Here is a 25607-nt window from a genome sequence, read left to right on the forward strand (position 1 = left end):
ACCAGTGTGAAAATCTACGCTTGCCAGCATAATCTGGACTAATGGCGTGATACACTTATCGCATATTCTTTAAAAATAACGTAAGACTTAACCACTGTTATGACAGACACCGCCACCTTATATATTGTTCCAACACCTATCGGTAATTTAGACGACATAAGTGCCAGAGCAATACGCGTATTAAGTGAAGTAAGCTGGATCGCTGCCGAGGACACCCGTCACAGCGCTCGACTCTTACAGCACTTTAGCATTGGAACGAAAACTCTTTCTCTGCACGAGCATAACGAAGATAAGCGCACAGCAATGCTTTGTGAGCGTTTAAAGGGCGGCGAGTCGGTAGCATTAATAAGTGATGCTGGAACGCCGTTAATCAGCGACCCGGGCTTTGTTTTGGTACGCAAGTGCCGTGAGCAAGGTATTCCGGTTAGCGCTCTGCCGGGCCCATGTGCTGCAATTACAGCATTAAGTGCTTCGGGACTGCCAACAGACAAGTTTATATTTGAAGGATTCCTACCGGTTAAAGTGCAGGCACGTGAAAGCGTGTTGTCAGCGCTAATAGATAGAACGTTCACCACTGTTTACTATGAAGCGCCACGTCGAATTTTAGACACCGTTACTGATATACAGCGCGTTCTAGGCGATCGCCAGATTGTGGTAGCGAAAGAGCTATCCAAAACCTTCGAAACCTACGTGAGTGGCAGCGCGCAAGATGTAATTGATTATCTCAATGCGGATGTTGCGCACCAGAAAGGCGAATTCGTCGTCATGATTGGCCCTGCGAAGGTAAGTGACCAGGCGATACCCAGTGAGGCAATGTCGTTGCTAAGTGTATTGTGTGAGCACATGCCGCTTAAAAAGGCCGCGGCGGTGGTCGCCACTCACTATGACTTGAAAAAGAATGCGCTTTATCAAGCTGGGCTAGACGCAAAAGCGTAAACACGTTGTTGATCTTAAGGGCCTTAGAATAAATACAAAGGAGTGTAATTCACGTCAACTGCCCAGTTCAAAAAGGACTGAGGTTTATGGAGGCTCATATGACAAAAACACTCAAAATCACCATGTCAGAAGGAAAATGGTTAGTTGATATATTTTCTCAAGCTAACGACTCAGGTGTTTACGACTTAATCCACCCTAATACCTTTGCGGAAGTTTCTCTAAATGAAGTCGAAATGTACGGCTTTCGTTATAGCCTGCATGGAAAAGCGGGAACGTCATTTAAAATTGAGTTAGATGACGAAGTACTGGCTGAAGGTGAGATAGACAAATCTGAGGCGGCGTCGGGAAGTGGAGTTGTATAGTCACTAGAACAGTGTTTAGCGATTATTCTGCACGCTTTTATTGTATACTCGCCTGTTTTAGAAGCTCTCTTTAGGATTGAAGTATGCGCCAACCCCTTTCTGTTATTGTTATTACCAAAAACGAAGAAGACCGCATAGCCCGTTGTTTGAAGTCTATCGAAAAAATAGCAGATGAGATTGTTGTTCTTGATAGTGGTAGCACAGATAAAACGGTAGAAATTGTTCACCAATTTACAGACAAAGTGTTTGTTACAGATTGGCAGGGCTTTGGTGTTCAAAAGCAACGAGCTCTGGATAAAGCAACGTGCGATTGGGTGTTATCTCTCGACGCAGATGAAGAAGTGGACGAGCAGCTAGCGTCCACTATCTCAAAACTACTCAAGTCCGAGCCCACTCATAACGCTTACAAATTGCGTTGGCGCAATATTTTCCTTGGAAAAGTTACCAGATTTGGAAGGACTGGCAGGGCACCTACAAGGCTTTTTAAAAGACAAGCGTCACATTTCACCAAAGATATTGTCCATGAAAAAGTGGTACATCAAGGTGAGGCAATTTGTTTGAAAGGTGGCTATCTAAAACATTACTCAGTGCGTGATTTTGAACACTTGCTACATAAAAATCGCGATTACACATGCCTAATGGCGACTAAAAAATTTAAGGCAGGTAAAAAGAGCCATGGGCTTGCGTTGGCATTGTTAAGGTCAATGCTAACCTTTATCCAAATCTATATTTTCCGCTTAGGGATCTTGGATGGAAGTAGAGGATTCCTGTTCGCTGTTTTGTTCGCACAATATCAGTTTAATAAGTACGCAGGCCTTTGGGCGCTAGAACAGACAAAATCGAACTCATAATTTACATTTACGAACCTAAACAAAAAGCCCGTGACGTCAATGTCACGGGCTTTTTTTATAGAGAATAGCTAACTGATTTTTCGTCTCAAGTTTAAGACAAGCGACCTTTAAAGTCTTCGTAGCTAAATTCGCGAACTAGTTCGAAATCGCCGTTAGAACGCAGAATGCCGATAGCAGGATGTTCTACACCGTTGAAGAAGGTGGTTTTTACCATGGTGTAATGCATCATATCCTCAAACTGTAATCGATCGCCGGTCTTAAGCGGCGCATCGAATGAGTAGGTATCAATGACATCGCCTGCAAGGCACGAATTGCCACCTAGCTTCACATTATATGCTTTTTCATTAGGCATACCCGCGCCCAAAATTGTAGGTCGATAAGGCATTTCCAGCACATCTGGCATATGTGCAGTCGCTGAAATGTCTAGAATAGCGATATCACCGTCATTTTCTACCATATCAACCACTTCGCAAATTAATGGCCCTGTCTGCCATGCTACCGCAGACCCTGGCTCAAGAATTACGTCTAGGTGTGGGTAACGGGCTTTAAAGTCTTTTAGTGTGTTGATGAGGTGCTCAACGTCATACCCTTCACGGGTCATCAGGTGTCCGCCACCTAGGTTTAACCACTTTAATTGACTAAGCCATTTGCCAAAACGCTTTTCAATGGCTTCAAGCGTGCGTGCAGTAGCAAAAGAATCACACTCACAAAGGTTGTGGCAGTGAAAACCTTCAATACCCGATAAGTCTACGCCTTCTAGCTCACTAGCGCGTATGCCTAAGCGCGAACCTGGTGCAGCTGGGTCGTACAGTGGTGTATCTGCTTCTTGATGCTCAGGGTTTATGCGAAGGCCTAACGACACGCCTGCTAGCACGTCTTTATGCGCGTTCCACTGGGTCAAACTATTAAAAGACAGGTGATTAACAAGACCCGCCAATTCCTTTGCGTCATTAACCTTGTACGCAGGAGAATATGCGTGAACTTCTTTACCCATCTCTTCAGCAAGTTTCGCTTCCCAAACCGAACTGGCCGTTGCTCCGTGTAAGTACTGTTTGATGATGTCGAAGCAAGACCACATAGAAAAGCCTTTAAGCGCCAAGATAATACGCGCGCCAGATTCGTCTTGAACCCGTTTCATCAGCTCAAGGTTTTTAATTAATTTTGCTTCTTCCAGCACGTAGCAAGGAGAGGGAATATCAGTACGTTGAGTTAAATCGGTCAATGGGATAAAGCTCCAAAAAATAAAACGGCTTTCAACATTTATCAAACGCCTAATGTATTACATTACAGGTCGTAGCTCAAAACTACTCTGTGTCCTACATTCCAGTAATCTGATCTAGATTTAAATTTAAATAGTGGCGTTAATAAAAAAGGGCGCTTGAATTAAGCGCCCCGATATTTCAATTATTTAGTGAAAGGGCTACCTTCACATTCGAGTACGTGCCATGGCAGACCGTGCTCGTTAAGCATATCCATGAATGGATCTGGATCGAATTGTTCCATGTTCCATACACCTGCTTCTTTCCATGTGCCGTTAAGCATAAGCGCTGCGCCAATCATTGCAGGAACACCTGTGGTGTAAGATACTGCTTGCGCGCCTACTTCTTCGTTACATTTCGCGTGGTCACAGTTGTTATAGATAAAGATAGTTTTTTCTTTGCCATCTTTAATACCTGTGATGTAAGTGCCAATGCACGTCATTCCGCTATAACCTTCGGCAAGTGAGCCTGGGTTAGGAAGTACTGCTTTCAAGAATTCTAGTGGTACAATCTTCTGGCCTTGGAATTCAACTGGCTCAATGCTAGTCATACCAATACCTTCTAGTACACGCAGGTGGTTAAGGTAAGCATCACCAAAGGTCATCCAGAAGCGTGCACGCTTAAGGGTAGGGAAGTGCTTAACAATAGACTCTAGCTCTTCGTGGAACATCAGGTAAGATGCGCGAACACCAATGTTTTGATAGTCAAGATCTTCACGTACGCTTAACGGATCGGTTTCTTTCCACTCGCCGTTTTCCCAATAGCGACCGCGTTGGGTAATCTCACGAATGTTGATTTCAGGGTTGAAGTTAGTCGCGAAAGCCTGGCCGTGATCGCCGCCATTACAGTCTACGATATCAAGATAGTGGATTTCGTCGAAGTAATGCTTAGCTGCATATGCTGTGTAAACGTTAGTTACACCTGGATCAAAGCCACTGCCAAGAAGGGCCATAATGCCCGCGTCTTTAAACTTGTCTTGGTAAGCCCACTGCCACGAGTATTCAAATTTCGCTTCGTCTTTAGGCTCGTAATTGGCGGTGTCTAGGTAATCAGTATTAGTTGCAAGACATGCATCCATGATTGGAAGGTCTTGATATGGCAACGCAAGGTTGATTACTAGGTCTGGCTTTACTTCGTTGATAAGTGCTTCCACTTCTTTTGCGTCGTCAGCATCAACAGCGAAAACACCCTTAACGCGATCTGCACCTACTTCTTGCTGTAGCGCTTCACACTTAGATACCGTGCGGCTTGCTAAGTAAATTTCGTCGAAATGTTGCGGTAAACGTGCACATTTTTTCACAGTTACCGACGCAACACCGCCAGCACCAATAATTAAAACGCGAGACATAATAACTAATCCCTAATTTTGCTAATGAATTTTGGGCTGAATGCTAGCAGACCAATGGGATTTGGCAAGCAAAGACAGCCCATGACAGTACAAAAAATTTTAATCGTAACAACGAATGTAAAAGGTATTGCACACCTACTAGCGGCCTACCTTTCAAAGGCCTCATTATTGACCGTTTATGGTCCACGCCGAGATACGTCGTTCAATAGAAGTTTGAGCTGATACGAAAGCACACACGTTTTAAAATTAATAACGTGTCTGCAACTCTGCTCGGTTTAAAATATAAAGTCGCTCGAATTTCAGCGGGTAACCGTATCAATTGGTGGCGATATGACTACCTTATCATCAACTTTGTAATAGGGGTAAAGAATCAAACGCTCTTCATGATTTGGTGTAGCAGTGGCTATGGCAATGGCGTCGAGGGTTTTACTGTCTTGGGTATTAACCGCCGCAGCATAAACCAATACGCTGTAGCTGTTTGTGTCGGTGGTGGTATCGATAATTCGCCACTGAAGCTGCTCGATAAGCTGTGACTCTCGCTTTTGACCTTGTGTTTCGTCGTTGAAAATACAACCTACTCGGCCGTTTTCATAGATGGCCGCAAAGGGGTAAAACACATCGCATACGGGTAACATAAGCTCACATAAGCTTAGTGACTTCGACACGAGTACGTTTAATGGCGTTGGCAATGTAACTGGACGGTCGATCATAGCGCATCTCCTGTGAGTTAGCGTTGCTGGACACTTGCTAATACCTACGCTTACTACGTCACATTAGTTTAATATTCACCATTGCGATAGCTAAACATTACCATTTCATACTAAAAGATTAAGAGACTAACCTAGGGCCTGTTGATCTTTGTTGTACATTTTTGCAGCGGTCTGTGTGCCATCTAGACAAGGCGAATGTTTGACGGTTTAGTGGTTCTAAATCGAGAACATTCAACGCAGTATAGATGGCACAAAGGCGCTGCCCGAAGGGGTCGTTATGGAAGCCTTTTACTCTTTGTCACAGTCCTTTAACTTAGCCCGCTAGGCTTGCAGGACTGTTTCGCGATTAAAAGGCTTCCATTTAGACCAAAATTCGTACACCAAAGGTCAACAGGCCCTAGGGCGATTGCTTTTTATCGGTTGTTTTTCAACGCGACTTAATAGTTCGGCGATGAGGAAGTGGACATTAGCTTTAAGGCGCTAAAAGTTGTTTTTGGTATTTCAGTGGTGTTGTTGAGTACCACTTTTTAAAGGCGTGGGTAAATGATGATTGTTCCTGAAACCCCAATAAATCTGCGGTATCAGCGATGGAGTGATGTTTCAGCAAATCATCTAAGCGGGCTTTGCGTTCGCTATTGAGAATTTGTTGAAAACTAGTGCCACTTTGCTTCAATTTTCGCTGTAAGGTGCGCGGACTGATAAAAAGTGCATTGGCTACGCGTTGCTGATCGCAGCCTTTTAAGGTTGGATTGGCTTTTAAAAGCGCAACGACTCTATGACTTATGTCTTCATGCTGATTGGCGTAGAACTGGCTATTGGCAAATTGAACACGGTCGCCGCCTTTGCTCGCCATTAGTTCTTCTTCGGATACTTTTACAAGCGCACTAAACATCGCTTTGTTCTCGCTGGTAAATGGAATATGTAAAAGGTGCTGAGGAAAAATAATGGCGTTGGTGTTGGCGTTATCAACCACTTCACAATTGAACCACATCGCTAGCATGGCTTTTTCCGAATCGCTCAAAGGAAACGTAAAGGTGACGGCATTCAGTTTACAGGCAGAACCTAATATCTTGTAGACGGTTGCTACCCAGGCTGTGGTGTTGCGCAATACCATCTGCTTGCAATCGGCGCTTTTGGGTACCCACTCAACGCGGGTATTGTCAGGTTCGAAAAACACGCTGGTGGTGCCGATGTCAGCAACTAAAGCGTCAAAGCGGGTAAGCGCATTTATGGCTTGAACCAAGTTTTCGCAGCTTTCAACAAGGTAACCCAGCACCCCGTAATCTTTCGCCTGAATATGTTTACCTAAATCAAAACCAAATAACGAATTGTTGGTTAATGCGACCCCTTGGTTTAACAGCTCAACGTATACATCCATATCAACACGTGAAGAGCCAGACAGTGAGTCATGCTTTTGGGTAGTTAACGAAACATTGTCGGCATTAACGCCTAAGCTAACTAAATAGCTCACCGTACTTTGGATATAGGCTGAGGAAACTGATGGCATATGCTTGTCGCAAAATAACAAAAACACTGTCGCATTAACGCAAGATAAAATAGAAATGTCAATTTATGCTAGGAGCCGTCAAAAAAGGAAATAACGTAGATGGTTGACGTTTACTACCAAAAAAATATTGCTGCAACGCCCAAAGAACTGTGCGATACGCTGCTTGATCACCAGAATTTAAGCGATTTTTTCAACGCATCGTTTAAGGTATTGAAAGCAGAAAATGATAATGAGATTAGCGGCGGAAAGGGCTGCGTAAGAGAAGTCACTATTCTTAGTGTACGTTTTAAAGAAGAGATTATTCACGCAGATACCAACGGCATTGAATATAGAGTGGTTGATGACTTTCCAGTCAAAGCTCACAGGGGCGTTATTGCGTTCACGCAGCAGGAAAATTCAACAAACGTTTCTTATCGCATTACCTGTCGGGCGCCCTGGTATATACCAAACTGGTTACTGACGCGCCTGTTGCAAAACGATATTGAGCAATGTCTAGATAAGTTAGGAGCACGCTTTGATCCCCGTTGAACTTATTTTGCTAGGGTTAAGCCCCGTATTTCTACTGTGTGTTTTTGTTGAATTTAAGAAAGCGCGACAGTTTTACAATGTAAAAGACAGTGTGAACAATGCCTTACTTGCACTATTGCATCAGGGCTCTGATGCATTGGTCTTGCTTCTACTAATGCCTTTTTTTATTTGGTTACACCAGTTTTCACTATTTAAAATAGAGCTTAGTGCACTATCACTTTTTGCAGGTTTTATCCTTCAAGACTTTTTGTACTACTGGTTTCATCGTGCTTCACACAACATACACTGGTTTTGGCTAGCGCATGTGGTACATCACAGCTCGACAAAAATGAATTTCACAACGGCCTTCAGACAAAGCGTTTTGTACCCTTTTGTTGGCATGTGGCTGTTCTGGGTACCAATGATTCTTATTGGTTTTTCGCCAAGTCTGGTTTTTGCCATTGTCGCTATCAATCTGGCTTATCAGTTTTTTGTACACACTCAGACAATTGGAAACCTAGGCTGGGTAGAGCGTATCTTCAACACGCCTACGCATCACCGTATTCATCACGCAACGAATAAACCATACATCGATAAGAATTACGGTGGCGTACTTATTATATGGGATAAATTATTCGGCACTTTCGCTAAAGAAGATAAAACGATAACGATAAAGTACGGCATTGTAGGAAAAATGCCTAAGGACAATCCACTTAGCGCCAACTTCAGTCAAATAGGTGTGCTTCGTGAACAGCTTCAGCAGGCAAAAGGGATTAAAGCAAAGTTAAAGCGGTTGTTTGGCTATCCTGTAGCAGATTGATACCTATGGTACTCGCGCGCCTGAACTATGTCTTTACAACGCATTCAATTTGCACAAATTCATTGGCATAAGCGCACCAAAGTAAAGCATATTGTTGACCGAGGTGAAGCAAAGTCGGAATGCCATATAAATAGACTTTCCCAACTCAAGATTCTCGATCCCTAGAGTTGCAATACAACCAACAGCGTTTGACTGAAGTTGGTTTCCTTAGGCGCATTTTTTGCAATTTAACTTCTTATCAGTTGGTAACAACATACTCGCCAAGTTTTTACAGTAGCTAAAAGGCGCTAAGTAGTAGGGAAGTTAAATGAAAAAGTTTATTGAAAATATGCCAAAAGCCGAACTTCACGTTCATATTGAAGGCACATTAGAGCCTGAACTAAGTTTTGCCTTAGCGCAGAAAAATAACGTTTCACTGAAGGCCAAAACACCTGAAGAAATGATAAAGGCGTATGATTTTTATGATTTACCCTCTTTCCTCGATATTTACTACGCGGGTATGAGCGTGCTCATAGAAGAGGATGACTTCTACCAACTTACCATGGCATACCTTAAGAGAGCTGCAGCACAGAACATCGTTTATGTTGAGCTTTTCTTTGACCCCCAAGCTCATACAATTCGAGGTGTGAGTTTCGATAGCGTTATTAACGGAATACATGCAGCGCAAAAAGATGCGCGCACTGAATTGGGTGTAGAAAGTCAGCTTATCTTGTGCTTCTTGCGAGATATGTCGGCTGAATCAGCAATGGAACATCTGAAGCTAGCTAAGCCCCACCTCAACAAGTTAGTCGGCGTCGGGCTCGATTCCGACGAGAAAAATAACCCGCCATCAAAGTTTGCAGAAGTATTCTCAAAAGCGCGTTCATGGGGACTTAAACTTACAATGCACTGTGATGTTAACCAAGACAATACGCAAGAGCACATACGTCAAGTAATTGAGGATATTAAGGTCGACAGGATTGATCATGGTGTAAATATTCTCGAATCTGATACTTTATGCGAGCTTGCAAAATCAAAAAATTTGGGATTAACGGTCTGTCCTGTTTCAAACAAATTTGTTGTTCAATCACTCACTTCTTGTGAATTGAAACAAATGTTGGAAAAAGGGTTGCTGCCGAGTATCAATTCAGACGATCCGTCTTATTTCAGAGCCTACTTGAATGAGAATTTAATTGCCCTACAAGAAGAAGGGCAATTCAGCAAAGAGGATTTAATCACGCTTGTTGAAAATAGCTTTAAAACCAGTTGGCTTTCTGAAAAGCGTAAAATGGATTATTTAGATACGTTGAAACGTTACACGGACACTGTTGCAGTAGCGTAATTTTGCTTTAAGTATTTCGTTTTAATTAAAGGTGCTGCGCAGAGCGGCACCTTTAACAAGGAGTAACGTTACTCTTTACTAGCAATTTTCTGAAGGTTGCTGTGAATTTTGAAAAGTACGATAAGCAGTTCGCACCAGATTCTTGCGCCAATACAGCCAGACACGATAATAAATAGGCCGTATACAAAACTCGCGTCGTACCCTACAAACATCGTCGTTACGCCACTTACCACAGATCCTAAAAGCAATAGCCAGTACACGAAAGTGATAATCTTAGGGGTTAACATTGAGTCGAAGAAGAAAATATCTTTCATAATCATTCCTTGATGAAGTTTGCAGGTAGCAAGCGCTAATGTTATGCCGCATCCTGCGACAAACTTCTTGTTGTTATCGTTGTTTAGTGTTTAAAAGAATTGTGAGCAAGCTCACAGGGATAGTTGTAACACCGAAAGGTAGTGAGCGCAACACTCTGTTATAAAAGGGTTTTATCTTGCGCCTTGCAAGCCGCCTGTGTGCAGTACAACAATGCGTGACCCGTCTTCAAACATACCTTTGGCCAGCATATCTTTAACTGCCCAAAAGGCTTTGCCGGAATAAACAGGCTCGATATCAAAATCGAAAGTATTATTAAAATCGTTGCAGAAGGTTTGAAGCTCATTTGGCGCTTTGGCGTAACCACCGAAGTGGTAGTTGTGTTCAATATGCCAATTTGATCGCCCAAGCGAGGCTGGAAGAAATTGTTCGACTAATCCTTCTAAGTAGTCTTCACCCTTCAGCACGCCAACACCGACAGCGTTGCAACCAGTGTGATGGAGAGTGTCTTTCGCATTATTTTCATTACGTTTATTTAATGCACTGACTATTCCCGCCAAAGTGGCTCCACTAGCGACAGGAGCGACAATAAAATCAAAGTCTATGTCGATTTCATCAACCATGTCCTTTATCCCTTGAAGCGCTTGTGCTTGGCTTCCGCCCTCAGGAATGATCATCGCGTCAGGTTGCTGCTGCTTAAGATGAAGTAGATATGCGCTATCGTTTCGCTTTTTGTAAGTGACTCGGTCTACATAGTCGATACGGGTGCGCCAACTTTTCAAATCCTCAATCATGGGTGTAGGTGCAGCGCTGTAATCACCGCGAATAATGGCGTTAAAAGGAATGCCCAATTTATAACAAACAAAGCCTAGTGCATGCAGGTGGTTAGAAAAACCGCCGCCGAAACTCACTATCGTTTTTGGCAACGGGCTGGTGAGCGCATGACTTAGCTTCCGCCATTTATTACCTGACATTACAGGGTGAATAGCATCATCACGTTTAACAAATAGCGATACCTTGCTGGCACCTTCCCAATTTGGCTTAAATGGGACTAGCGGTGAGGGCAGGGTTAATGACGATTTAAATGCATCAAGGGGAAGCACAACGAGAGCCTAGTGTCAGTTGATCAAATGTGTGAAGGCAAGAGTATAACCAGATAGAAATTCAATAAAAGACCTGTAATGTTTATTACGCTAATAAGAGCATAGTTATGGTTATCAAAATGTATGGCCTATTTCGCCAGTTGAGAGCTAAATCCTTACCAATGCGCCCAGAAAGTGCCAGTGGTGTGTGGGGATATTCTATGTATAGCGCTAGTATGGCTGCGAAGATGTTTTCCATCATGCTTTTTGTTTCGATATCAACAAGCGGGCTAATCATGTCAAAGAATGCGGTTGCGCAAGAGCCAGATGTTAAGCACATCAGTAATTATGTTCCCAATGCAAAGCTCGTTGGAAAAGGAATGTTCTCTTACTACTTCTGGGATGTGTATACCGGTGAGCTTTACGCGCCTGATGGCGCTTACCAAAACCAGCCCCCCTTTGCACTAAAGTTAACGTACCAGCGAGACTTGGAAGGCAAGAAAATTGCCCAGCGTTCTATCGATGAAATGAAAAAGCAAGGAGACCTATCGGCTGACGACTCAGACAAGTGGCTTTCCCTAATGAATAGTATCTTTCCTGACGTCAGCGAGGGTGACGTCATTACCGGTATCGCTACGAAAGATGGCACGAGTGTGTTTTACGTGAACGGTGAAAAGGCTGATGAAATTGAAGACAAAGTATTTACACAGCGTTTTTTTGATATCTGGCTAAGCGATAAAACGTCTGAGCCAAAATTTAGAAAGAAGTTATTGGGAAACGGATAAGGGCAACGCTTTATTAGCATTACGCCAAGTCTATCTCGTCAATTGATTAAGGTTGCGAAAGTGATAAAGAATACGGTGAAGTTTGTTTTAGGAATCGGAATTGCCGCTTTAACGGTGGCAGGGCTATCCGGATGCTCTGTTTCAGTGGATGGTGAAGACTACAGGTCTGTATCGCCTGTTTTCGATATTGAGCAATTTTTTGATGGGAACGTTAAAGCCTGGGGCATTGTTCAGAACCGCTCGGGCGAGGTGGTGCAAAGGTTCGTAGTAGACATCGATGGTTCAGTAGATGGCGATACGTTAACCCTTGATGAATCCTTTAATTACGGTGTGGGGGACGGTCCAACGTCCCGTACTTGGACCATCGTAAAGCAGAGTGATAATAGCTATGTGGGTCGCGCGAGTGACATTGATGGTCCAGCCAAGGGCACAAGCTTTGGCAACGCATTTAACTTTCATTACGAGATGGATTTGCCGGTGGATGACACTACCTATTCAGTGACGTTTGACGATTGGTTTTGGGCATTTGACGACAGTACTATGATGAACCGCTCGTATATTCGTAAGTTTGGCATTGTGATGGCAGAAGTCACCATATTTATGCAAAAACAAACAGACTAATACGCCATTAACCTCGTTTTTTGAAAAATGCTGGCCAGTAGATTTACTGGTCAGTGAGTTGTTACTCGTCGGCCCTCCATCTTCATATATTTCCGTTTTCGTTTCACATTTGAAACTAATCGACATTTACTTTGGCATTACCCGTGAGGTGGCATTTCGTTCCATGCTAATGTAAGCGTTTAATTCGTTATTTTTCTTTGCTTAGGAGCGTTCATGAAAGTTGCATTGATGATGGAAAACAGTCAGGCGGCTAAGAATCCGGTAATATTAAATGAGCTCACAAGCGTGGCGGACTCACTGGGACACGCTGTATTCAATGTGGGTATGAACAGCGAAACTGATCACCATCTTACCTATGTGCACTTAGGCATAATGGGAGCTATTCTACTCAACTCGAAAGCTGTCGATTTTGTGATTTCAGGCTGTGGTACGGGTCAAGGGGCTATGATGTCATTGAATGCTCATCCAGGCGTATTTTGCGGTTATTGTATCGACCCTTCAGATGCATTTTTGTTTAACCAAGTTAACAATGGAAATGCGTTAGCGTTACCTTTTGCAAAAGGCTTTGGATGGGGCGCTGAACTTAATGCGCGTTATATCTTTGAGAAAGCGTTAACAGGCGAGCGTGGCGCGGGCTATCCCGTTGAACGTAAAGAACCTCAAGTACGAAACGCTGGTATTCTCGCAGATTTGAAACGTGCGTTGGCTCCAGAGAGCTACGTCGATTCACTGAAAAAAATGGACGTTGAACTGGTTAAAACAGCCGTATCTGGAGAGCGTTTCCAGCAGTGTCTATTTGACCACGGTCAAGATGAAGAGATTAAAGCGTACGTGAAGTCGCTGTTAGCGTAAGCGACTGGCACAAATCACAACGTTGAAAATGTAGGATAAAAGCGCTGATGCTAAGAAAAAAGCGTCAGCGTTTTTTATTTTTTGTCGACAAAAACAATAGTCCAAAGCTTAACGCTTAAACGTAAATACCACACCTAACCCGTGCCCTTTAACTAGCGGGTCGTGAATAAACCAAATGTGGCCGTCGTGTAACTTCACAATGGCAGACACAAGCGATAAGCCCAACCCATTTCCCTTACTGGTTCTACTGCCGTCTGCCCGATAAAATCGGCGCTCCAGATTCACAATTTCATGTTCACCCACGCCAATTCCCGCATCGTTCACGGCAATCACGATATGACTTGCTGTGGTAGAGAGCTGTACGGTGACCACACTTTTTTCATTAGAGTACTTTATGGCGTTGTCTAACACGTTAGCTACAGCTTGAAATAGCAGGTTAGGATCGGCAAGCATTGTAACTGCAACGAGCTCGCTCGAAAGGGTAATGTCGCGCTCTTCTGCAAGGGGGTGATAAAGGTCAACCACGTCCTCTACGATGGCGCGTACGTCAGTGGAACAAAAGCCTTCTTTCTTATTGGTGGTTTCAAGCCCACTTATGCGTAACAAGCTGTTAAACATGTTTAACAGGATGTCGGCTTCTTGGGTTGTATCTTCCCTTAGTTGAGTGTCTTCGATTTTTTCTAGCGTGTTGCGAAGTCGAGATAACGGAGTGCGAAGGTCATGGGCGATGCTATCGGTCACTGACTTTATATTGTTGACTGAACTCTCGATAGTATCGAGCATTTGATTAAACACAAATGACAAACTGCTCAGGTCGTCCCAATTACTGTCAATTTCTAAACGCTCTTGCAAGTTTCCCGTTTTGATAATTTTATCCGCCGTTTGCGACATGCGGTTAATTCGATTAACCACGTAAACAGCAATAGCGAAGCTCAGCACACTCAAGGTACAAAGCAACACCACAATGATCCAGCTGAACGTTTTACCAAACCACTGTGCGCTGTATAAATCGTCAATGCCACGACCAACGTAAAGCACGTGATCGCCAAGGGTTACTTCTCTCATAAGTGCTTGGCGCAGCGTTTTTCTCGTTGTGCTATTGGGGCGGGTAATAACTATTTCTGCGGTAGCAAAACTGGCGCCTTTGTGGCGCTCAAGGACAAGGGGAATTGACGACAAATTGCCAGCCACAACTTGTTCATCTTTACTCAGTGCAACGAATGAACGTAGGTGGTCGGAGGCTGAGGTGATTGTTGAGCCATTTGGCGAATGTTGGCCATTGTCTTTGGCTATCGCTAACTTAACCGCGTCAATACCGAGGTTTTCATAAAGAGTAATCAGCGCGTTTGTTTTGGCATCAACGGCAGCATTCGATTCCGAAATAAACAAGTCGCTGCTCGTTAATCGCCAAAAATAAACAATTAAAACAATGGCAATACAAGCTAGAGTAGTGAGCAATACGCCTACGCGAAAACTTGAACTACGCGTAAAGTCGCGTATTGCTATCATGCAAGCCCATCCGCTATTCGATATCCTGTGCCTCGCACAGTCTCTATAAGCGGGACATTAAACGCCTTATCCACTTTTTGACGCAAGCGGCTAATGTGAACATCTATCACATTCGTTTGCGGGTCAAAATGATAGTTCCAAACCTGCTCAAGCAGCATGCTTCGCGTCACGACTTTACCCTTGTGACGGAGCAGGCATTCAAGCAATTGAAATTCTTTAGACTGCAGGTCGATCTCTTGATCGCCGCGCAATACTTTGCGGTTAACTAGGTCTAGAGTGAGGTCGCCTACTTTTATCAGTGTCTTGTCTTCACCTTCTTTGTTACGACCTGCAAGGCCCTCAACGCGAGCAAGTAACTCTTCAAAGGCAAAAGGCTTAGTTAAATAATCATTAGCGCCTGTGCGAAGGCCTTTGACCTTGTCTTCAACCTGACTTTTTGCACTCAGTAATAAAACGGGCGTTGTGTTGCCTTCTTCGCGAAGTTTTTCTAAAACAGAAAAACCGTCGAGTTCGGGCAGCATCACATCCAGAATTACGGCGTCTAATTCGTTACTTGACGCCTGTTGGTAGCCTGATGTTCCATCACCTACAGTAATACATTCATGCCCTTCACCCAATAGTCCATTTGCAATGTGCGAGGCAACCTTTGGATCATCTTCTACAAGTAGCACTTTCATTATTACGCTTCTTTTGTTTATCAACATTCACACACTTGTTTGGCGTTGCTGTCGCCATTATGTGGCAATTAATCGTCAGCAAGCAAAATCAAGCAGTCGCAAAGCAGTATCGCTTTCACATGCTTTTACGAGTGTTAAGTAACGAAACGATCACTTTTAAGCTTTTTCGCATGTAGCGACAATTTGTTCAGGTGTCTAGTGCCCTAGAGGGCGCATGCACAGTGCATTGGCTTGCTCTACACTCTTGAACTGCGCTCTCAAACTGTACTGAGACTCAGTCAACGTGCACCTTGATCAAACACTTAACTTAGTTAGCCTCTGTCAAAACGCATGCTGGCGTTATAAGGCGTGAAGTGTTGAACATCGCCTCGTGCACATTTTTCCTGAACTTCGTGCCAATATTCAGGGGTCATCAAATCACCGTGTAACGATTTAAGTATATCTTTGAACTTGCGTTTACCTACAATGAAGTGCTCAAACTGCTCGGGGAATACGTCGTTAGGCGCTACCGAGAGCGTATCAATAGCATAAGGATCGTCAGATTTCGGCAGGGATCTAAAATTGCGCTCATTCATTAAACAAATTTCATCATAGTCGTAGAAAATAACGCGGCCATGACGGGTAATACCGAAGTTTTTATGTAGCATGTCGCCAGGAAATATGTTGGCCATGGCAATTTGCTTAATGCACAGTCCAAGCTCATCTAGTGCACGGGTAATTTTCTCTTCATCTGTTTCTTCTTGTAGATACAGATTAAGCGGCGTCATTTTCCGTTCAATGTACATGTGTTTAATGATGAGTTCAGATTCAGTGAATTCTAGACTCGATGCACACGTCTCTTTGAGTTCATCAATTAACTCAGGCTCAATTCTGTCTAGCGGAAACCTAAAATTCACATATTCATGAGTGTCGGCCATTCGGCCCACACGATCTGACATTTTCACGAGTTTGTAGCATTCCTTAACGTGCTCACGCGTGATTTTTTTGCTCTCTGCAAACTCGTCTTTAATAATCTTAAACACCACGCCATAAGACGGAAGATGGAAAACCATCATGACCAGGCCTCGAATGCCAGGAGCCGCCTCAAATTTGTCGTCCGACTCGTCCATGTGCTGCAAGAAGTTGCGATAAAACACTGTTTTACCGTGCTTGTAGTGTCCCATTGCCATATACAGCTCGAAGTGCTTTTTATTGGGGAGAAGCTCTTGAAGAAAGGCGGCAACTTCCGCAGGATTTTGAGTGTCAGCCATAAAGTAGCTGCGAGCAAAACCGAAAATAACGCTTAAGTCTTTGCGATCTGTTAGCAGCGCATCCACAAACATATGGGGTTCGTTATAGCGTCTCATGGCGATAACAAACGGCAGCGTTTCGTCGGGCATGCAAATTCGTCCAATCAGGTAAGCGGCTTTTCCTCTAAAAAACGTAGGCTTAAGGATTTCCACAGCTTGAACGCTGGCTAGCTGTTCCTTATTCAACCGAGCGCGAAGCGCGCTTTCAAGGTTCTGTAGGTCTCGCTCGAAGTTTTCAAATGGAATGTTGTATCGATATATCTTAAAAATTGACTCGTACATTTCACGCACCGTGGTGGTGGTGTCGAAGCTGTTAATCACTTTGTCTCTGTCTTGCCCGGGTAAGAAACAGCGGCTGGGCAAGACAAACATCATATCGTTATCGATTTTTCTATGTTTAAACAAGCGGCCAATTACAGAGTTGTAAAAGGTTTCGGCTAGCTCAAACTGCGGGTGGCCTTCTAGCTGTAATGCAAATACTTTCTTAAGCTCTTGCCAGAAAGCGTCGTCTTTTTGATGTACTTGAGTTAGCTGATAAATTTCGGCGACAGCGTCTGACAGGCTTTGCTCGTAAATGGTTATTCGCTCTTTAGAGGCAAGCTGAGTTTCTTTCCAATTTCCCTTTTCGAACCTTTCTTGAGCGCCACGAGTGATGCGGGTGAACCATCGATAACTCTTATCGAAATGAGACAAAATTTGATAGGCAACTTTTCTTACCAAACTCTTATCTTGGCTAGTAGCTAACTCTTGCATGGTCGTGTGTTCCTTATTTTGTTACTCGCTATATCTACCACAAAATAGATAGCTTGAAGAGTGAAGTTTGGCGCAGATAGCGATTAAGTTACCAATTATCAGACACTTTTTTGTTTTATTATACTTTCGTTTAATGTATTCTGTTGGCGGATTAATAACCAATTATAAGTTTGTATTTGATGGGTTTTAATATTCTTATTTGTGATGACTCGGCGCTGGCGCGAAAAATGGCGAGAAGCAATTTGCCAGATGGCTTTGCTGAAACTATTTACGAAGTGTCAAATGGTATGGACGCGTTGGAAGTATTGGCTCATCACACAATAGATTTGGTTTTACTGGACCTGACCATGCCTGTTCTTGGTGGTATCAGTGTGTTGAGTGAAATAAAACGCCGTCAGCTAGAAACGTTTGTTATCGTCGTGTCTGGCGATATTCAGCCAATGATGCAAGAAAAAGTGATGTCTTTAGGTGCACTGGGCTTTATAGAAAAGCCGATAAAACGGGACGTACTAACGTCAGTTTTGCAGCGCTTTGGCTTTATTCTTCCCGATACTTACAAACCAGCGATTGCGGTTTAAGATTTTAACGACTTATAAAGAGCGTTGTAAAAAGCGTTGATAAAGGTTGATGAGAAAAATTGATGAAAAGGGGCGAACTGCGGTTCGCCCTTTTTCATATGCGCTTAGTCAAACCAGTGGCGCGTTTTGTTCGCAAACCATACTAGCGAAAGCATAACGGGCACTTCAACTAATACACCCACCACAGTGGCAAGTGCTGCGCCGCTGTGTAAACCAAATAGCGAAATAGCGACGGCTACCGCCAATTCAAAAAAGTTAGACGTACCAATCATACATGCCGGTGCTGCAACATTATGCGGCAGTTTCATACGTTTTGCCGCAAAGTAAGCAATGGCAAAAATACCGTAAGTTTGTATTAGTAGCGGTATCGCGATAAGCACGATGTCTTGCGGCTGCGATAAAATAGTTTCGGCCTGAAGACCAAACAAAATAACAATAGTGAGTAGCAGGCCGATAACTGAAAAGGGTTTGAACTTGCTAACCAATGCGTCAACAGCGCCATTTCCTTGTGCGTTATTGCCTTTATTTTCCAAGTGACGGCGCGTGATATAACCCGCGACCAATGGCAATACAACATACAGTGCAACAGAAAGCAGCAGGGTATCCCATGGTACGGTTATATCTGTTACGCCCAGCAGCATGGCGGTAAGCGGTGCAAAGGCAACGACCATAATCAAGTCATTAATTGATACCTGGACTAACGTGTAGTTAGCATCCCCTTTGGTAAGGTGACTCCACACAAATACCATCGCTGTACATGGAGCGACGCCCAGTAGGATCATGCCTGCAATGTACTCAGTGGCAGTTTGCGGATCTACCCAGTCGGCAAAAATGCCCTTAAAAAATAGCCAACCCAATAGTGCCATAGTGAAGGGCTTTATCAGCCAGTTAATCACCAAGGTCAGTACAAGGCCTTTCGGCTTTTTACCCACGTCTTTAATTGAGCCAAAGTCTATTTGTACCATCATTGGGTAAATCATTAGCCAAATAAGTACTGCCACTATCAGGTTTACGTGCGCATATTCAAGCGCCGCAATAGACGCAAAGACACCCGGCATGGCATAGCCTAGGCCCACCCCTGCAACAATGCAAAGGCCAACCCACACTGATAAATAACGTTCAAAGAAACCCATTCTGATTCACCTTTGTCTTACTTTACAACGATTTTTGATTAACACGCTTACTCACTTCTTCTGCGCTTTCAACGCGCTCAGAATAGCGGTCAACTAAAAAGTCTTTGTTGTCGCGGGTGAGCAAAGTAAATTTCACCAACTCTTCAACTACGTCCACAATGCGGTTGTAGTAAGGTGACGGCTTCATGCGACCATCGTCTTCAAATTCTAGAAAGGCTTTTGCCACAGAAGACTGATTAGGGATGGTTAGCATGCGCATCCAGCGACCTAAAATGCGCATTTGGTTTACCGCATTGAACGATTGTGAACCGCCGGAAACCTGCATAATCGCCAACGTTTTACCTTGGGTCGGTCGCACGCCGCCAAGGCTAAGCGGTACCCAGTCAATCATGCTTTTCATAATGCCAGTCATGCTGCCGTGGCGCTCTGGTGAACACCAAATTTGCCCTTCAGACCACATCATAAGCTCACGCAGTTCTTTCACTTTTGGATGTGAGTCATCTTCAGTATCTGGCTGCGGCAATCCACGAGGGTCAAAGATTTTGGCTTCAGCGCCAAAGTATTCGAGCAACCGCGCCGACTCTTCAATTACTAGGCGGCTGTACGAGCGTTCTCTGAGCGAGCCGTAAAGTAGCAATATACGCGGCTTGTGGTCTGAGAACCTTGATGCAAAGTTAGCCATAATTGGCTTGTGCATTTGCGCCATTACCGCGTTATCAGATGGGCTTTGTGCCGTTAAGCTTTCTTGGTTGCTTGATATATCTTGGCTCATTGATTTACTGTTACCCATTACTGGGCTCCTAATTTTGAGAGTGCCTCTTTAAGCGCTGCTTTATCTAAGTTTTTCTCAGCAAGTTCTGCTAATGCCGCTACACGCTTTTCAATAATATCGATGGTGTTGTTGAATGCCTCTGCTTTCTCTTGTTCGCTACCTTCTAACTTAGACGGGTCTTCTAAGCCCCAGTGCACCTTAAGAGATTTACCGAAATAAACAGGGCATGACTCGCCCGCCGCTGAATCACAAACCGTGACAACAAGATCAGCATCGTAATCTTCAAATTCATCCCACGACTGGCTTTGAAGGCCGTCTGTACTAAACCCGCGCTCTGCAAGGTACTTAAGAGAAAGAGGGTGTACTTCACCGACAGGCTGGCTGCCCGCACTGCGCGCTTCTACATTGCCGTTCGAGGCGTTAGTGATGGCCTCGCAAAGAATGCTGCGGCAACGGTTGTGCGTACAAATATATAAAATCTTCATATAAAACCTTGTTTAATGGTCGAGGCTACTGTGGGTAGCTGTAATAAATAGAATAAGACTTCGAAAAAAACAGATACTTGGCGACGTATTAAGCTGCAATTAACACCAAGACCTGTTGACCTTTGCTGTGCATTTTTGCAGCGGTCTTTGTGCCATCCAGAAAGTTTGGAATCTAGCAATTCTCGCAGGACAAATTCGCTAACGCCTCGCTAATATATTCATTGTTATGAATAGCGGTGTTTTTAATGACCTCCAGTGCCCAAGCGGGTAGGTCAGGATGGAGCTGGTAATACACCCATTTACCCTTACGAGTATCGAGAACTAAACCGCACTTTCGTAAGTCAGCGAGATGGCGTGAAATTTTGGGCTGGCTTAATTGAAGCGCATCAGTAAGGTCGCACACGCATAGCTCACCTTTTACACTGAGCATAAGTAGCGTCTTTAAGCGGGTGTCTTCCGACAAGCATTTGAAAAATGTTAAAGGCTGTAGCTGCGCAGAATCAGAACAAGTCGACATAAATCACATCACATATGAAATTTCGTATGTGATGTATCGTATATGAAATTCCGTATGTGTCAATGATAAATCTGAAATTTCATATGTGTTTGGTAGGGACGAGAGGGTCTTAGACCGCCATTATTCTCGGTAAGACAGAAATTTAGTGGTTTTCAGGAGCGGCAGCCTCGAACGACATCGCTACTTCTTTACCGTTTAGCTCATTGTAGTGGGCAATTACCTCGTTCATGAAGGCGAACCATGTTGGATTCGGATGCCAAATAGCCATAAGGTCTTTTTGGGCGGCTTGTTCATTTTCACCAAGTACGTTAATTCTGTATAGATACGTAAAAGCAGCGCCTCGCCAATTCAGTTTACAGTGCGTAAGTACCTTGTCTTCTTTGATATCGACGGTTTGCATAAACGCAGCGTAATTTAAAAAGTTGGCTAATGTGGGGCCTTCCCAATCCACGGGCACATTAAAGTAATCGAGTCCTAATTTTGAGGTAGTTAAGATTTCACTGGTTCTATCCCCTGGGATCAAATCTACAACGTGCGTCACCCCTTTTTCTTTCAGTAAAGAAAGGTGAGAGGCATCGGGTAAGCCCGAAGAGAACATATATGGCGCGTTTTCTTGGTAGTTGGTGAGCGTTGTAAGTGTCGGTTTGGTATTCATTTGCGCTTGGTCACTGGTTTGCGGTGTTGAATTGTCTTCATGATATGCGTTCGCATGTGCACTTAAACCTAGCCCTAAACCAATACAGGCCGCACTGACAGCGAGACTACGCTTATACGTTTGAAATGACAGTGTATCTTTCAATATTTTAAGTGCTGCTGATTGGTGCTTTTTCATAATTTAGCGCTCGATGTTCACACTGGTTAGTGGTGGCGTTATTGCCATTTCTTACGTTACACATTTGATGGCTTGTTGTCCAAGTGGCAATGCCACCGTTATGTAAACAGGCCCTAACCGTGGCATTGATAACAACTGCTGAATTGAATTTTTATATATCACTTTTAAGTTTAACTTTTCACTACCTTAGGTTTTAAAGAAGACGTATTACGACCAGATGATTTTGGTTTGTATTTACAGCTAAGCCAGATTGAAAAAGGAACGCCTATAAGGGCAGGTAGAACCCAACTGACAAGTTGTAGTGACGGCGAGCCTTCGAATAATGCGCGTCCTCCAAAGGCAAAAAATGCGGTATATGCACCAATGCCAGAGCCAATGATATGCCCAATGTGCTCAGTTACCCACGAACCTGCAACGATGTCTTTTTGATAAACATAGCGCGCAATACCAATGGCATTTAACAGTGCAATAGGGGCAAAGATACAAGTTAGCGTGATGCCGTACGTAATACCCTGATACAATGCAATAGAAGCTACAACAGTAAGCAAAGCGGGTAGCCACAGATACTCGATAGTACGCAGTTTCTCAAGATTTTGCTTCACTTTAAGCACCGCTACAGAATGCCTCACGTTGTTCCACACCAACAGGCTTAACATCAGCAAAAAGATATATTGACCTCTAAGGTATGCAGTGAAATAAGCAACAGACTCAAAGTGCTCGGGCATTGTTGGGTAGATGACTAGCGGAATAAACAACACCATTGTAGAGCTGATAACGCCACTAACAGACGTAAATAGCATCGCTTTTATATAGTAACCACCAAATTGCTTGTGGGCTTTTCCGCCCTTTCTCGTAAAACTAGGCACCCAAAATAGTAAAAGTGACAATGCACCCGTTAAAACGTGAAGCGCTACTATAAAGCCATGAATTGTTTGCATCTTGCTTTCCTTTGGCAATGAACAAAATTGTAGGCTTATAGTGATGACTTCGCGAGATTGACAACAGTGCCAGAAGTCACGAAATAAAAAGTGACTTCTGGCCTATGCATTGAACCGTGTTTTTTGTCAAAGTAGCGCTATAAGAACGAAAAGATATAGGTAGTCAGAAACGAATGAAAATCTCAATCCCTGCTCACTGGCGGGTGAGCATCGATATTGAGCGCGCGTCTGCATGCATTACGTGGTTGTTTGTAAGCGGCTCTGCACTTTACTTCTTGTATCTTCAATACTCATTCATGCATTGGCGAACCCTCTCCGCCATTGCTATTTTTTGTATGCTAGCTGCGACTTTTGTGATTGTCAGTAGGCATGACCACAGTATGCCTTCGTTAAGGCTGCCAACGTTATGGGCGATGTTTCTATTAGCGGTACTGTGCCAGTTTTTGCTTCCCTATGCCTACCTTGCCATCTTCATTGTTATTTGGTCCGCCATTCTTCCTTACTATGTTAATTGGAAAACGTGCGTCGTGCTTTCAATACCATTGGCTTTGCCCACCATCCTCATCCAAGGGTGGGTGTGGCAAGAGCAGCAAGCTGTCTTGACTGGCGTGCTGTTTTGGACATTCAATTTATTTGCCATGATCATGTCGAACACGGCCATTAAAGAATCGAAAGCGCGTGAAGAAGCCGATGCGCTCAATAGACAATTATTAAGTACTCAGCAACTAATGAAGCAGGCGCTTACTCAAGATGAACGCCTGCGTATAGCGCGAAACATTCATGATGTTTTAGGGCATCATTTGACGGCGCTTACTATCAACCTTCAAGTCGCGTCTAGAAAGGCGGATTTATTAGAGAGCACTGAATCGCAAGCCATAAAGCAACACGTTGAGCAGTCCCACAGTATCGCTAAGCTTTTACTCTCTGATGTTAGAGAAGCGATTTCTGACATTCGGGAAAATGCGGCTATTGATTTTTCATTAGCAGTAAACGCACTAATTAAAGATTTGCCTAGGCCGATGGTAAATCTGCACATTGACGACAATTTAATGTTAACCAACGTGCGAATTGCCGATTGCCTTTTGCGAAGTATGCAGGAGGCGCTAACTAACGTGATACGCCATACACAGGCGCATTATTTTTCCCTATCACTGACGCAACACAACGGCGCTTACAACCTACTAATGCACGACAGTATGGTGCCGCATGCTGCAGATGAGAAACTCAGTGATGAGCAGCCAAGTAGCATACAGTTCTTCGACAAAGCACCATGTAGCCATTCAGAAGGCGCTTTTGCAGAAGGGGTTCGAAAGGAAGAGCGGTCAAGCGAATCTGACACTTCAAGTCGTGTGGTGGCTGGCAATGGCCTAAAAGGAATGCAGGAACGGGTTCATGAGCTAAATGGAACTATCAGCTGGCAGCGAACCGAGCAGGGTTTTCGCATCGCAATTCACATACCGGAGGGCGAATGAAAACACGCCTTATATTAGTTGAAGATCAAATGCTGGTAAGGGAAGGCATCAAATCACTTTTAGGGCTTGATGATAGCGTTGAAGTTGTTGGCGAATACGAAAATGGTCAGCAGCTCATTGATAGTGAAAACGCTTTAAACTGTGATGTGATATTAATGGATATTCGCATGCCCAAATTATCGGGTATCGATACTTTGCTTGCACTGAGTGATAAAGGGATTAGTACGCCAGTGCTAATGCTTACTACGTTTGACGATCACGAGCTGGTAAACGGCGCTATGCGCGCTGGTGCAAAAGGGTACCTGCTTAAAGATGTATCGCTAGAAACCCTGGTTGACACTATTACACAAATAAAAAATGGTAAAACGCTGATTCAGCCCGCGGTAACCGAAAAAGTGTTGCAAGGCTTGAAAGGACTGAACGTAGAATTTGAGTCGTTTGAAAATCCAGAGCCACTTACTGAGAAAGAAGTCGAAATTCTCCGTTTGATCGCTGCGGGTTACAGTAATAAAGAAATTGCAGATGCGATGTTCAAATCAACAGGCACCATTAAGAACCAAGTTTCTTCAGTCATGGCTAAGCTTGGTGTACGAGATAGAACGAGGGCAGTGCTCAAGGCGTTAGAGCAGGGGGTTATTTAGTTATACTTTTATACAACATGCTAAAGAATAAGATACACAGGTTGGACCACTTGGTAAAATACAATCATAGGATCACATGTGATTTCGGAGAAGTACATGAGCAAGTGGTTAGTAGTTTTATCTTTAGTTTTCGGTGTGAGCACGACAGCTCACGCCAATTTGATTTTAAACGGTAGCTTTGAGAACAACGATATTAAGAGTAATAGCTGGAAAGCCTTCACTGCTGGAACAGTTGATGGGTGGAGCGGCACAAATATGGAGCTATGGGATAACTTCCAAGGGTTAAATGCATTTGATGGTAGCCAATATGCTGAGCTTAATGCCAATGGCAATAATGGCCGATACTTTATTTTTCAAAGCTTCTCTACTGAAGCAGATGCTACCTATGATGTGTCATTTGCTTATGCAGCACGAGGTAAAGGTGAAAGTTTTCAGCTAGACATATTCAGCGATACGGACAACATTTTGTTCAGTCAAGTGTTTGACGATCACGCCATTAAAACTTGGTCTGAATTCTACGGTGATTTTGTTGCGCAAACTGCGCTGACAACCATCCGTTTTTCTACCATCAATACAGGAACCTATGGCAATTTTGTTGATGATATCGTGGTAACTGAAGCGCCTAGATTAGCGAGTGTATCCAGTGTTTCAGTTAGTGAGCCAGCGAGCTTGGCTATTTTGCTACCTCTTTCAGCTTTTGCGTTTATAAGACGCAAGAGAGCCAAATAGATTTACACA

28 protein-coding genes are annotated in these 25607 nt (G+C 43.7%); 13 read left to right on the plus strand and 15 right to left on the minus strand.

Features of this window, described 5'->3' with window-relative positions:
* The first annotated feature begins 99 nt into the window (after window positions 1-99).
* The 3 genes from rsmI to WA381_RS00800 all read left to right on the plus strand — a co-directional run bounded on the left by rsmI (window position 100) and on the right by WA381_RS00800 (window position 2149).
* The gene (gene rsmI / locus WA381_RS00790; protein WP_014980129.1) at window positions 100-936 is read left to right on the plus strand and encodes a 16S rRNA (cytidine(1402)-2'-O)-methyltransferase; all 837 of its coding nucleotides are present in this window, start codon (window positions 100-102) and stop codon (window positions 934-936) included.
* Between the two features lie 98 nt (window positions 937-1034).
* Complete coding sequence (locus WA381_RS00795) at window positions 1035-1298, plus strand: hypothetical protein (protein ID WP_061486450.1); 264 nt, start codon at window positions 1035-1037, stop codon at window positions 1296-1298.
* An 83-nt stretch (window positions 1299-1381) separates the two neighbouring features.
* Window positions 1382-2149 carry a glycosyltransferase family 2 protein gene (locus WA381_RS00800; RefSeq protein WP_061486449.1) on the plus strand — a complete coding sequence of 256 codons (768 nt, stop codon included), beginning with the start codon at window positions 1382-1384 and terminating at the stop codon, window positions 2147-2149.
* 91 nt (window positions 2150-2240) lie between these two features.
* On the opposite strand, the gene nspC is transcribed toward WA381_RS00800, so the two are convergent.
* The 4 genes from nspC to WA381_RS00820 form a co-directional block, all read right to left on the minus strand.
* Window positions 2241-3371 carry a carboxynorspermidine decarboxylase gene (gene nspC, locus WA381_RS00805; RefSeq protein ID WP_156086843.1) on the minus strand — a complete coding sequence of 377 codons (1131 nt, stop codon included), beginning with the start codon at window positions 3369-3371 and terminating at the stop codon, window positions 2241-2243.
* A 182-nt stretch (window positions 3372-3553) separates the two neighbouring features.
* Window positions 3554-4756 (minus strand): saccharopine dehydrogenase family protein, encoded by a 1203-nt coding sequence (locus WA381_RS00810; RefSeq protein ID WP_156086842.1) that lies wholly within the window; start codon window positions 4754-4756, stop codon window positions 3554-3556.
* A gap of 299 nt (window positions 4757-5055) precedes the next feature.
* Window positions 5056-5466, minus strand: a complete 411-nt coding sequence (locus WA381_RS00815; protein ID WP_039226244.1) for a hypothetical protein — start codon at window positions 5464-5466, stop codon at window positions 5056-5058.
* A gap of 472 nt (window positions 5467-5938) precedes the next feature.
* Window positions 5939-6973: an AraC family transcriptional regulator gene (locus WA381_RS00820; protein WP_231506556.1), complete on the minus strand. Its 1035-nt coding sequence runs from the start codon at window positions 6971-6973 to the stop codon at window positions 5939-5941.
* A 99-nt stretch (window positions 6974-7072) separates the two neighbouring features.
* On the opposite strand from WA381_RS00820, the gene WA381_RS00825 reads away from it, so the two are divergent.
* The 3 genes from WA381_RS00825 (at window position 7073) to add (ending at window position 9621) form a co-directional block, all read left to right on the plus strand.
* The gene (locus WA381_RS00825; RefSeq protein ID WP_061486446.1) at window positions 7073-7501 is read left to right on the plus strand and encodes an SRPBCC family protein; all 429 of its coding nucleotides are present in this window, start codon (window positions 7073-7075) and stop codon (window positions 7499-7501) included.
* Entirely contained in the window at window positions 7488-8300 is an 813-nt protein-coding gene (locus WA381_RS00830; protein WP_061486445.1) for a sterol desaturase family protein, read from the plus strand. Before WA381_RS00825 ends, WA381_RS00830 begins: the two co-directional genes overlap by 14 nt.
* A 307-nt stretch (window positions 8301-8607) precedes the next feature.
* Entirely contained in the window at window positions 8608-9621 is a 1014-nt protein-coding gene (gene add, locus WA381_RS00835; RefSeq protein ID WP_061486444.1) for an adenosine deaminase, read from the plus strand.
* Window positions 9622-9689: 68 nt separating this feature from the next.
* Here the strand turns inward: add and WA381_RS00840 are convergent, their stop codons facing one another.
* Together WA381_RS00840 and WA381_RS00845 are read right to left on the minus strand one after the other, a co-directional pair.
* A complete protein-coding gene (locus tag WA381_RS00840; protein ID WP_014950508.1) occupies window positions 9690-9935 on the minus strand; it encodes a DUF4282 domain-containing protein in 246 nt (81 codons plus the stop codon).
* Between the two features lie 171 nt (window positions 9936-10106).
* On the minus strand, window positions 10107-11036 hold the full coding sequence (locus WA381_RS00845; RefSeq protein ID WP_061486443.1) for a 1-aminocyclopropane-1-carboxylate deaminase/D-cysteine desulfhydrase: 930 nt from the start codon (window positions 11034-11036) through the stop codon (window positions 10107-10109).
* 107 nt (window positions 11037-11143) lie between these two features.
* Here WA381_RS00845 and WA381_RS00850 point away from each other — a divergent pair, with 107 nt between their 5' ends.
* The 3 genes from WA381_RS00850 to WA381_RS00860 all read left to right on the plus strand — a co-directional run bounded on the left by WA381_RS00850 (window position 11144) and on the right by WA381_RS00860 (window position 13273).
* Complete coding sequence (locus WA381_RS00850; RefSeq protein WP_061486442.1) at window positions 11144-11800, plus strand: chalcone isomerase family protein; 657 nt, start codon at window positions 11144-11146, stop codon at window positions 11798-11800.
* A 60-nt stretch (window positions 11801-11860) separates the two neighbouring features.
* Window positions 11861-12421 carry a DUF3833 domain-containing protein gene (locus tag WA381_RS00855; protein ID WP_014950505.1) on the plus strand — a complete coding sequence of 187 codons (561 nt, stop codon included), beginning with the start codon at window positions 11861-11863 and terminating at the stop codon, window positions 12419-12421.
* Window positions 12422-12634: 213 nt separating this feature from the next.
* Window positions 12635-13273, plus strand: a complete 639-nt coding sequence (locus tag WA381_RS00860) for an RpiB/LacA/LacB family sugar-phosphate isomerase (protein WP_039226261.1) — start codon at window positions 12635-12637, stop codon at window positions 13271-13273.
* 108 nt (window positions 13274-13381) lie between these two features.
* Here the strand turns inward: WA381_RS00860 and WA381_RS00865 are convergent, their stop codons facing one another.
* The 3 genes from WA381_RS00865 to aceK form a co-directional block, all read right to left on the minus strand.
* Window positions 13382-14782 carry a HAMP domain-containing sensor histidine kinase gene (locus WA381_RS00865; protein ID WP_156086841.1) on the minus strand — a complete coding sequence of 467 codons (1401 nt, stop codon included), beginning with the start codon at window positions 14780-14782 and terminating at the stop codon, window positions 13382-13384.
* Window positions 14779-15459, minus strand: coding sequence for a response regulator transcription factor (locus WA381_RS00870; RefSeq protein WP_014950502.1), 681 nt, complete (start codon window positions 15457-15459; stop codon window positions 14779-14781). The genes WA381_RS00865 and WA381_RS00870 overlap by 4 nt, the downstream gene beginning before the upstream one ends.
* A 311-nt stretch (window positions 15460-15770) precedes the next feature.
* On the minus strand, window positions 15771-17501 hold the full coding sequence (gene aceK / locus WA381_RS00875) for a bifunctional isocitrate dehydrogenase kinase/phosphatase (protein ID WP_014950501.1): 1731 nt from the start codon (window positions 17499-17501) through the stop codon (window positions 15771-15773).
* Between the two features lie 179 nt (window positions 17502-17680).
* On the opposite strand from aceK, the gene WA381_RS00880 reads away from it, so the two are divergent.
* Window positions 17681-18079 carry a response regulator gene (locus WA381_RS00880; protein WP_014950500.1) on the plus strand — a complete coding sequence of 133 codons (399 nt, stop codon included), beginning with the start codon at window positions 17681-17683 and terminating at the stop codon, window positions 18077-18079.
* 104 nt (window positions 18080-18183) lie between these two features.
* Here WA381_RS00880 and arsB read toward each other — a convergent pair whose 3' ends face one another.
* The 6 genes from arsB to WA381_RS00910 all read right to left on the minus strand — a co-directional run bounded on the left by arsB (window position 18184) and on the right by WA381_RS00910 (window position 22756).
* Window positions 18184-19212: an ACR3 family arsenite efflux transporter gene (arsB, locus tag WA381_RS00885; RefSeq protein WP_014980115.1), complete on the minus strand. Its 1029-nt coding sequence runs from the start codon at window positions 19210-19212 to the stop codon at window positions 18184-18186.
* 22 nt (window positions 19213-19234) lie between these two features.
* The gene (gene arsH / locus WA381_RS00890) at window positions 19235-20002 is read right to left on the minus strand and encodes an arsenical resistance protein ArsH (RefSeq protein ID WP_156086840.1); all 768 of its coding nucleotides are present in this window, start codon (window positions 20000-20002) and stop codon (window positions 19235-19237) included.
* Window positions 20002-20469, minus strand: coding sequence for an arsenate reductase ArsC (locus WA381_RS00895; protein ID WP_014980113.1), 468 nt, complete (start codon window positions 20467-20469; stop codon window positions 20002-20004). The genes arsH and WA381_RS00895 overlap by 1 nt, the downstream gene beginning before the upstream one ends.
* 172 nt (window positions 20470-20641) lie before the next feature.
* Window positions 20642-20986: a metalloregulator ArsR/SmtB family transcription factor gene (locus WA381_RS00900; protein ID WP_039232026.1), complete on the minus strand. Its 345-nt coding sequence runs from the start codon at window positions 20984-20986 to the stop codon at window positions 20642-20644.
* 142 nt (window positions 20987-21128) lie between these two features.
* The gene (locus WA381_RS00905) at window positions 21129-21818 is read right to left on the minus strand and encodes a hypothetical protein (protein ID WP_156086839.1); all 690 of its coding nucleotides are present in this window, start codon (window positions 21816-21818) and stop codon (window positions 21129-21131) included.
* A gap of 170 nt (window positions 21819-21988) precedes the next feature.
* Window positions 21989-22756, minus strand: a complete 768-nt coding sequence (locus WA381_RS00910; protein ID WP_156086838.1) for a hypothetical protein — start codon at window positions 22754-22756, stop codon at window positions 21989-21991.
* A gap of 173 nt (window positions 22757-22929) precedes the next feature.
* Here WA381_RS00910 and WA381_RS00915 point away from each other — a divergent pair, with 173 nt between their 5' ends.
* From WA381_RS00915 to WA381_RS00925, 3 genes are all read left to right on the plus strand, one after another.
* The gene (locus tag WA381_RS00915; RefSeq protein ID WP_156086837.1) at window positions 22930-24228 is read left to right on the plus strand and encodes a sensor histidine kinase; all 1299 of its coding nucleotides are present in this window, start codon (window positions 22930-22932) and stop codon (window positions 24226-24228) included.
* The gene (locus tag WA381_RS00920; RefSeq protein WP_156078761.1) at window positions 24225-24869 is read left to right on the plus strand and encodes a response regulator; all 645 of its coding nucleotides are present in this window, start codon (window positions 24225-24227) and stop codon (window positions 24867-24869) included. Before WA381_RS00915 ends, WA381_RS00920 begins: the two co-directional genes overlap by 4 nt.
* Before the next feature lie 96 nt (window positions 24870-24965).
* On the plus strand, window positions 24966-25598 hold the full coding sequence (locus tag WA381_RS00925; RefSeq protein WP_039226283.1) for a transcriptional regulator: 633 nt from the start codon (window positions 24966-24968) through the stop codon (window positions 25596-25598).
* The last annotated feature ends 9 nt before the right edge of the window (window positions 25599-25607 follow it).

The sequence above is a fragment of the Alteromonas sp. CH_MED4-4 genome (assembly GCF_037029575.1).
Taxonomy (GTDB): Bacteria; Pseudomonadota; Gammaproteobacteria; order Enterobacterales; family Alteromonadaceae; genus Alteromonas; species Alteromonas macleodii.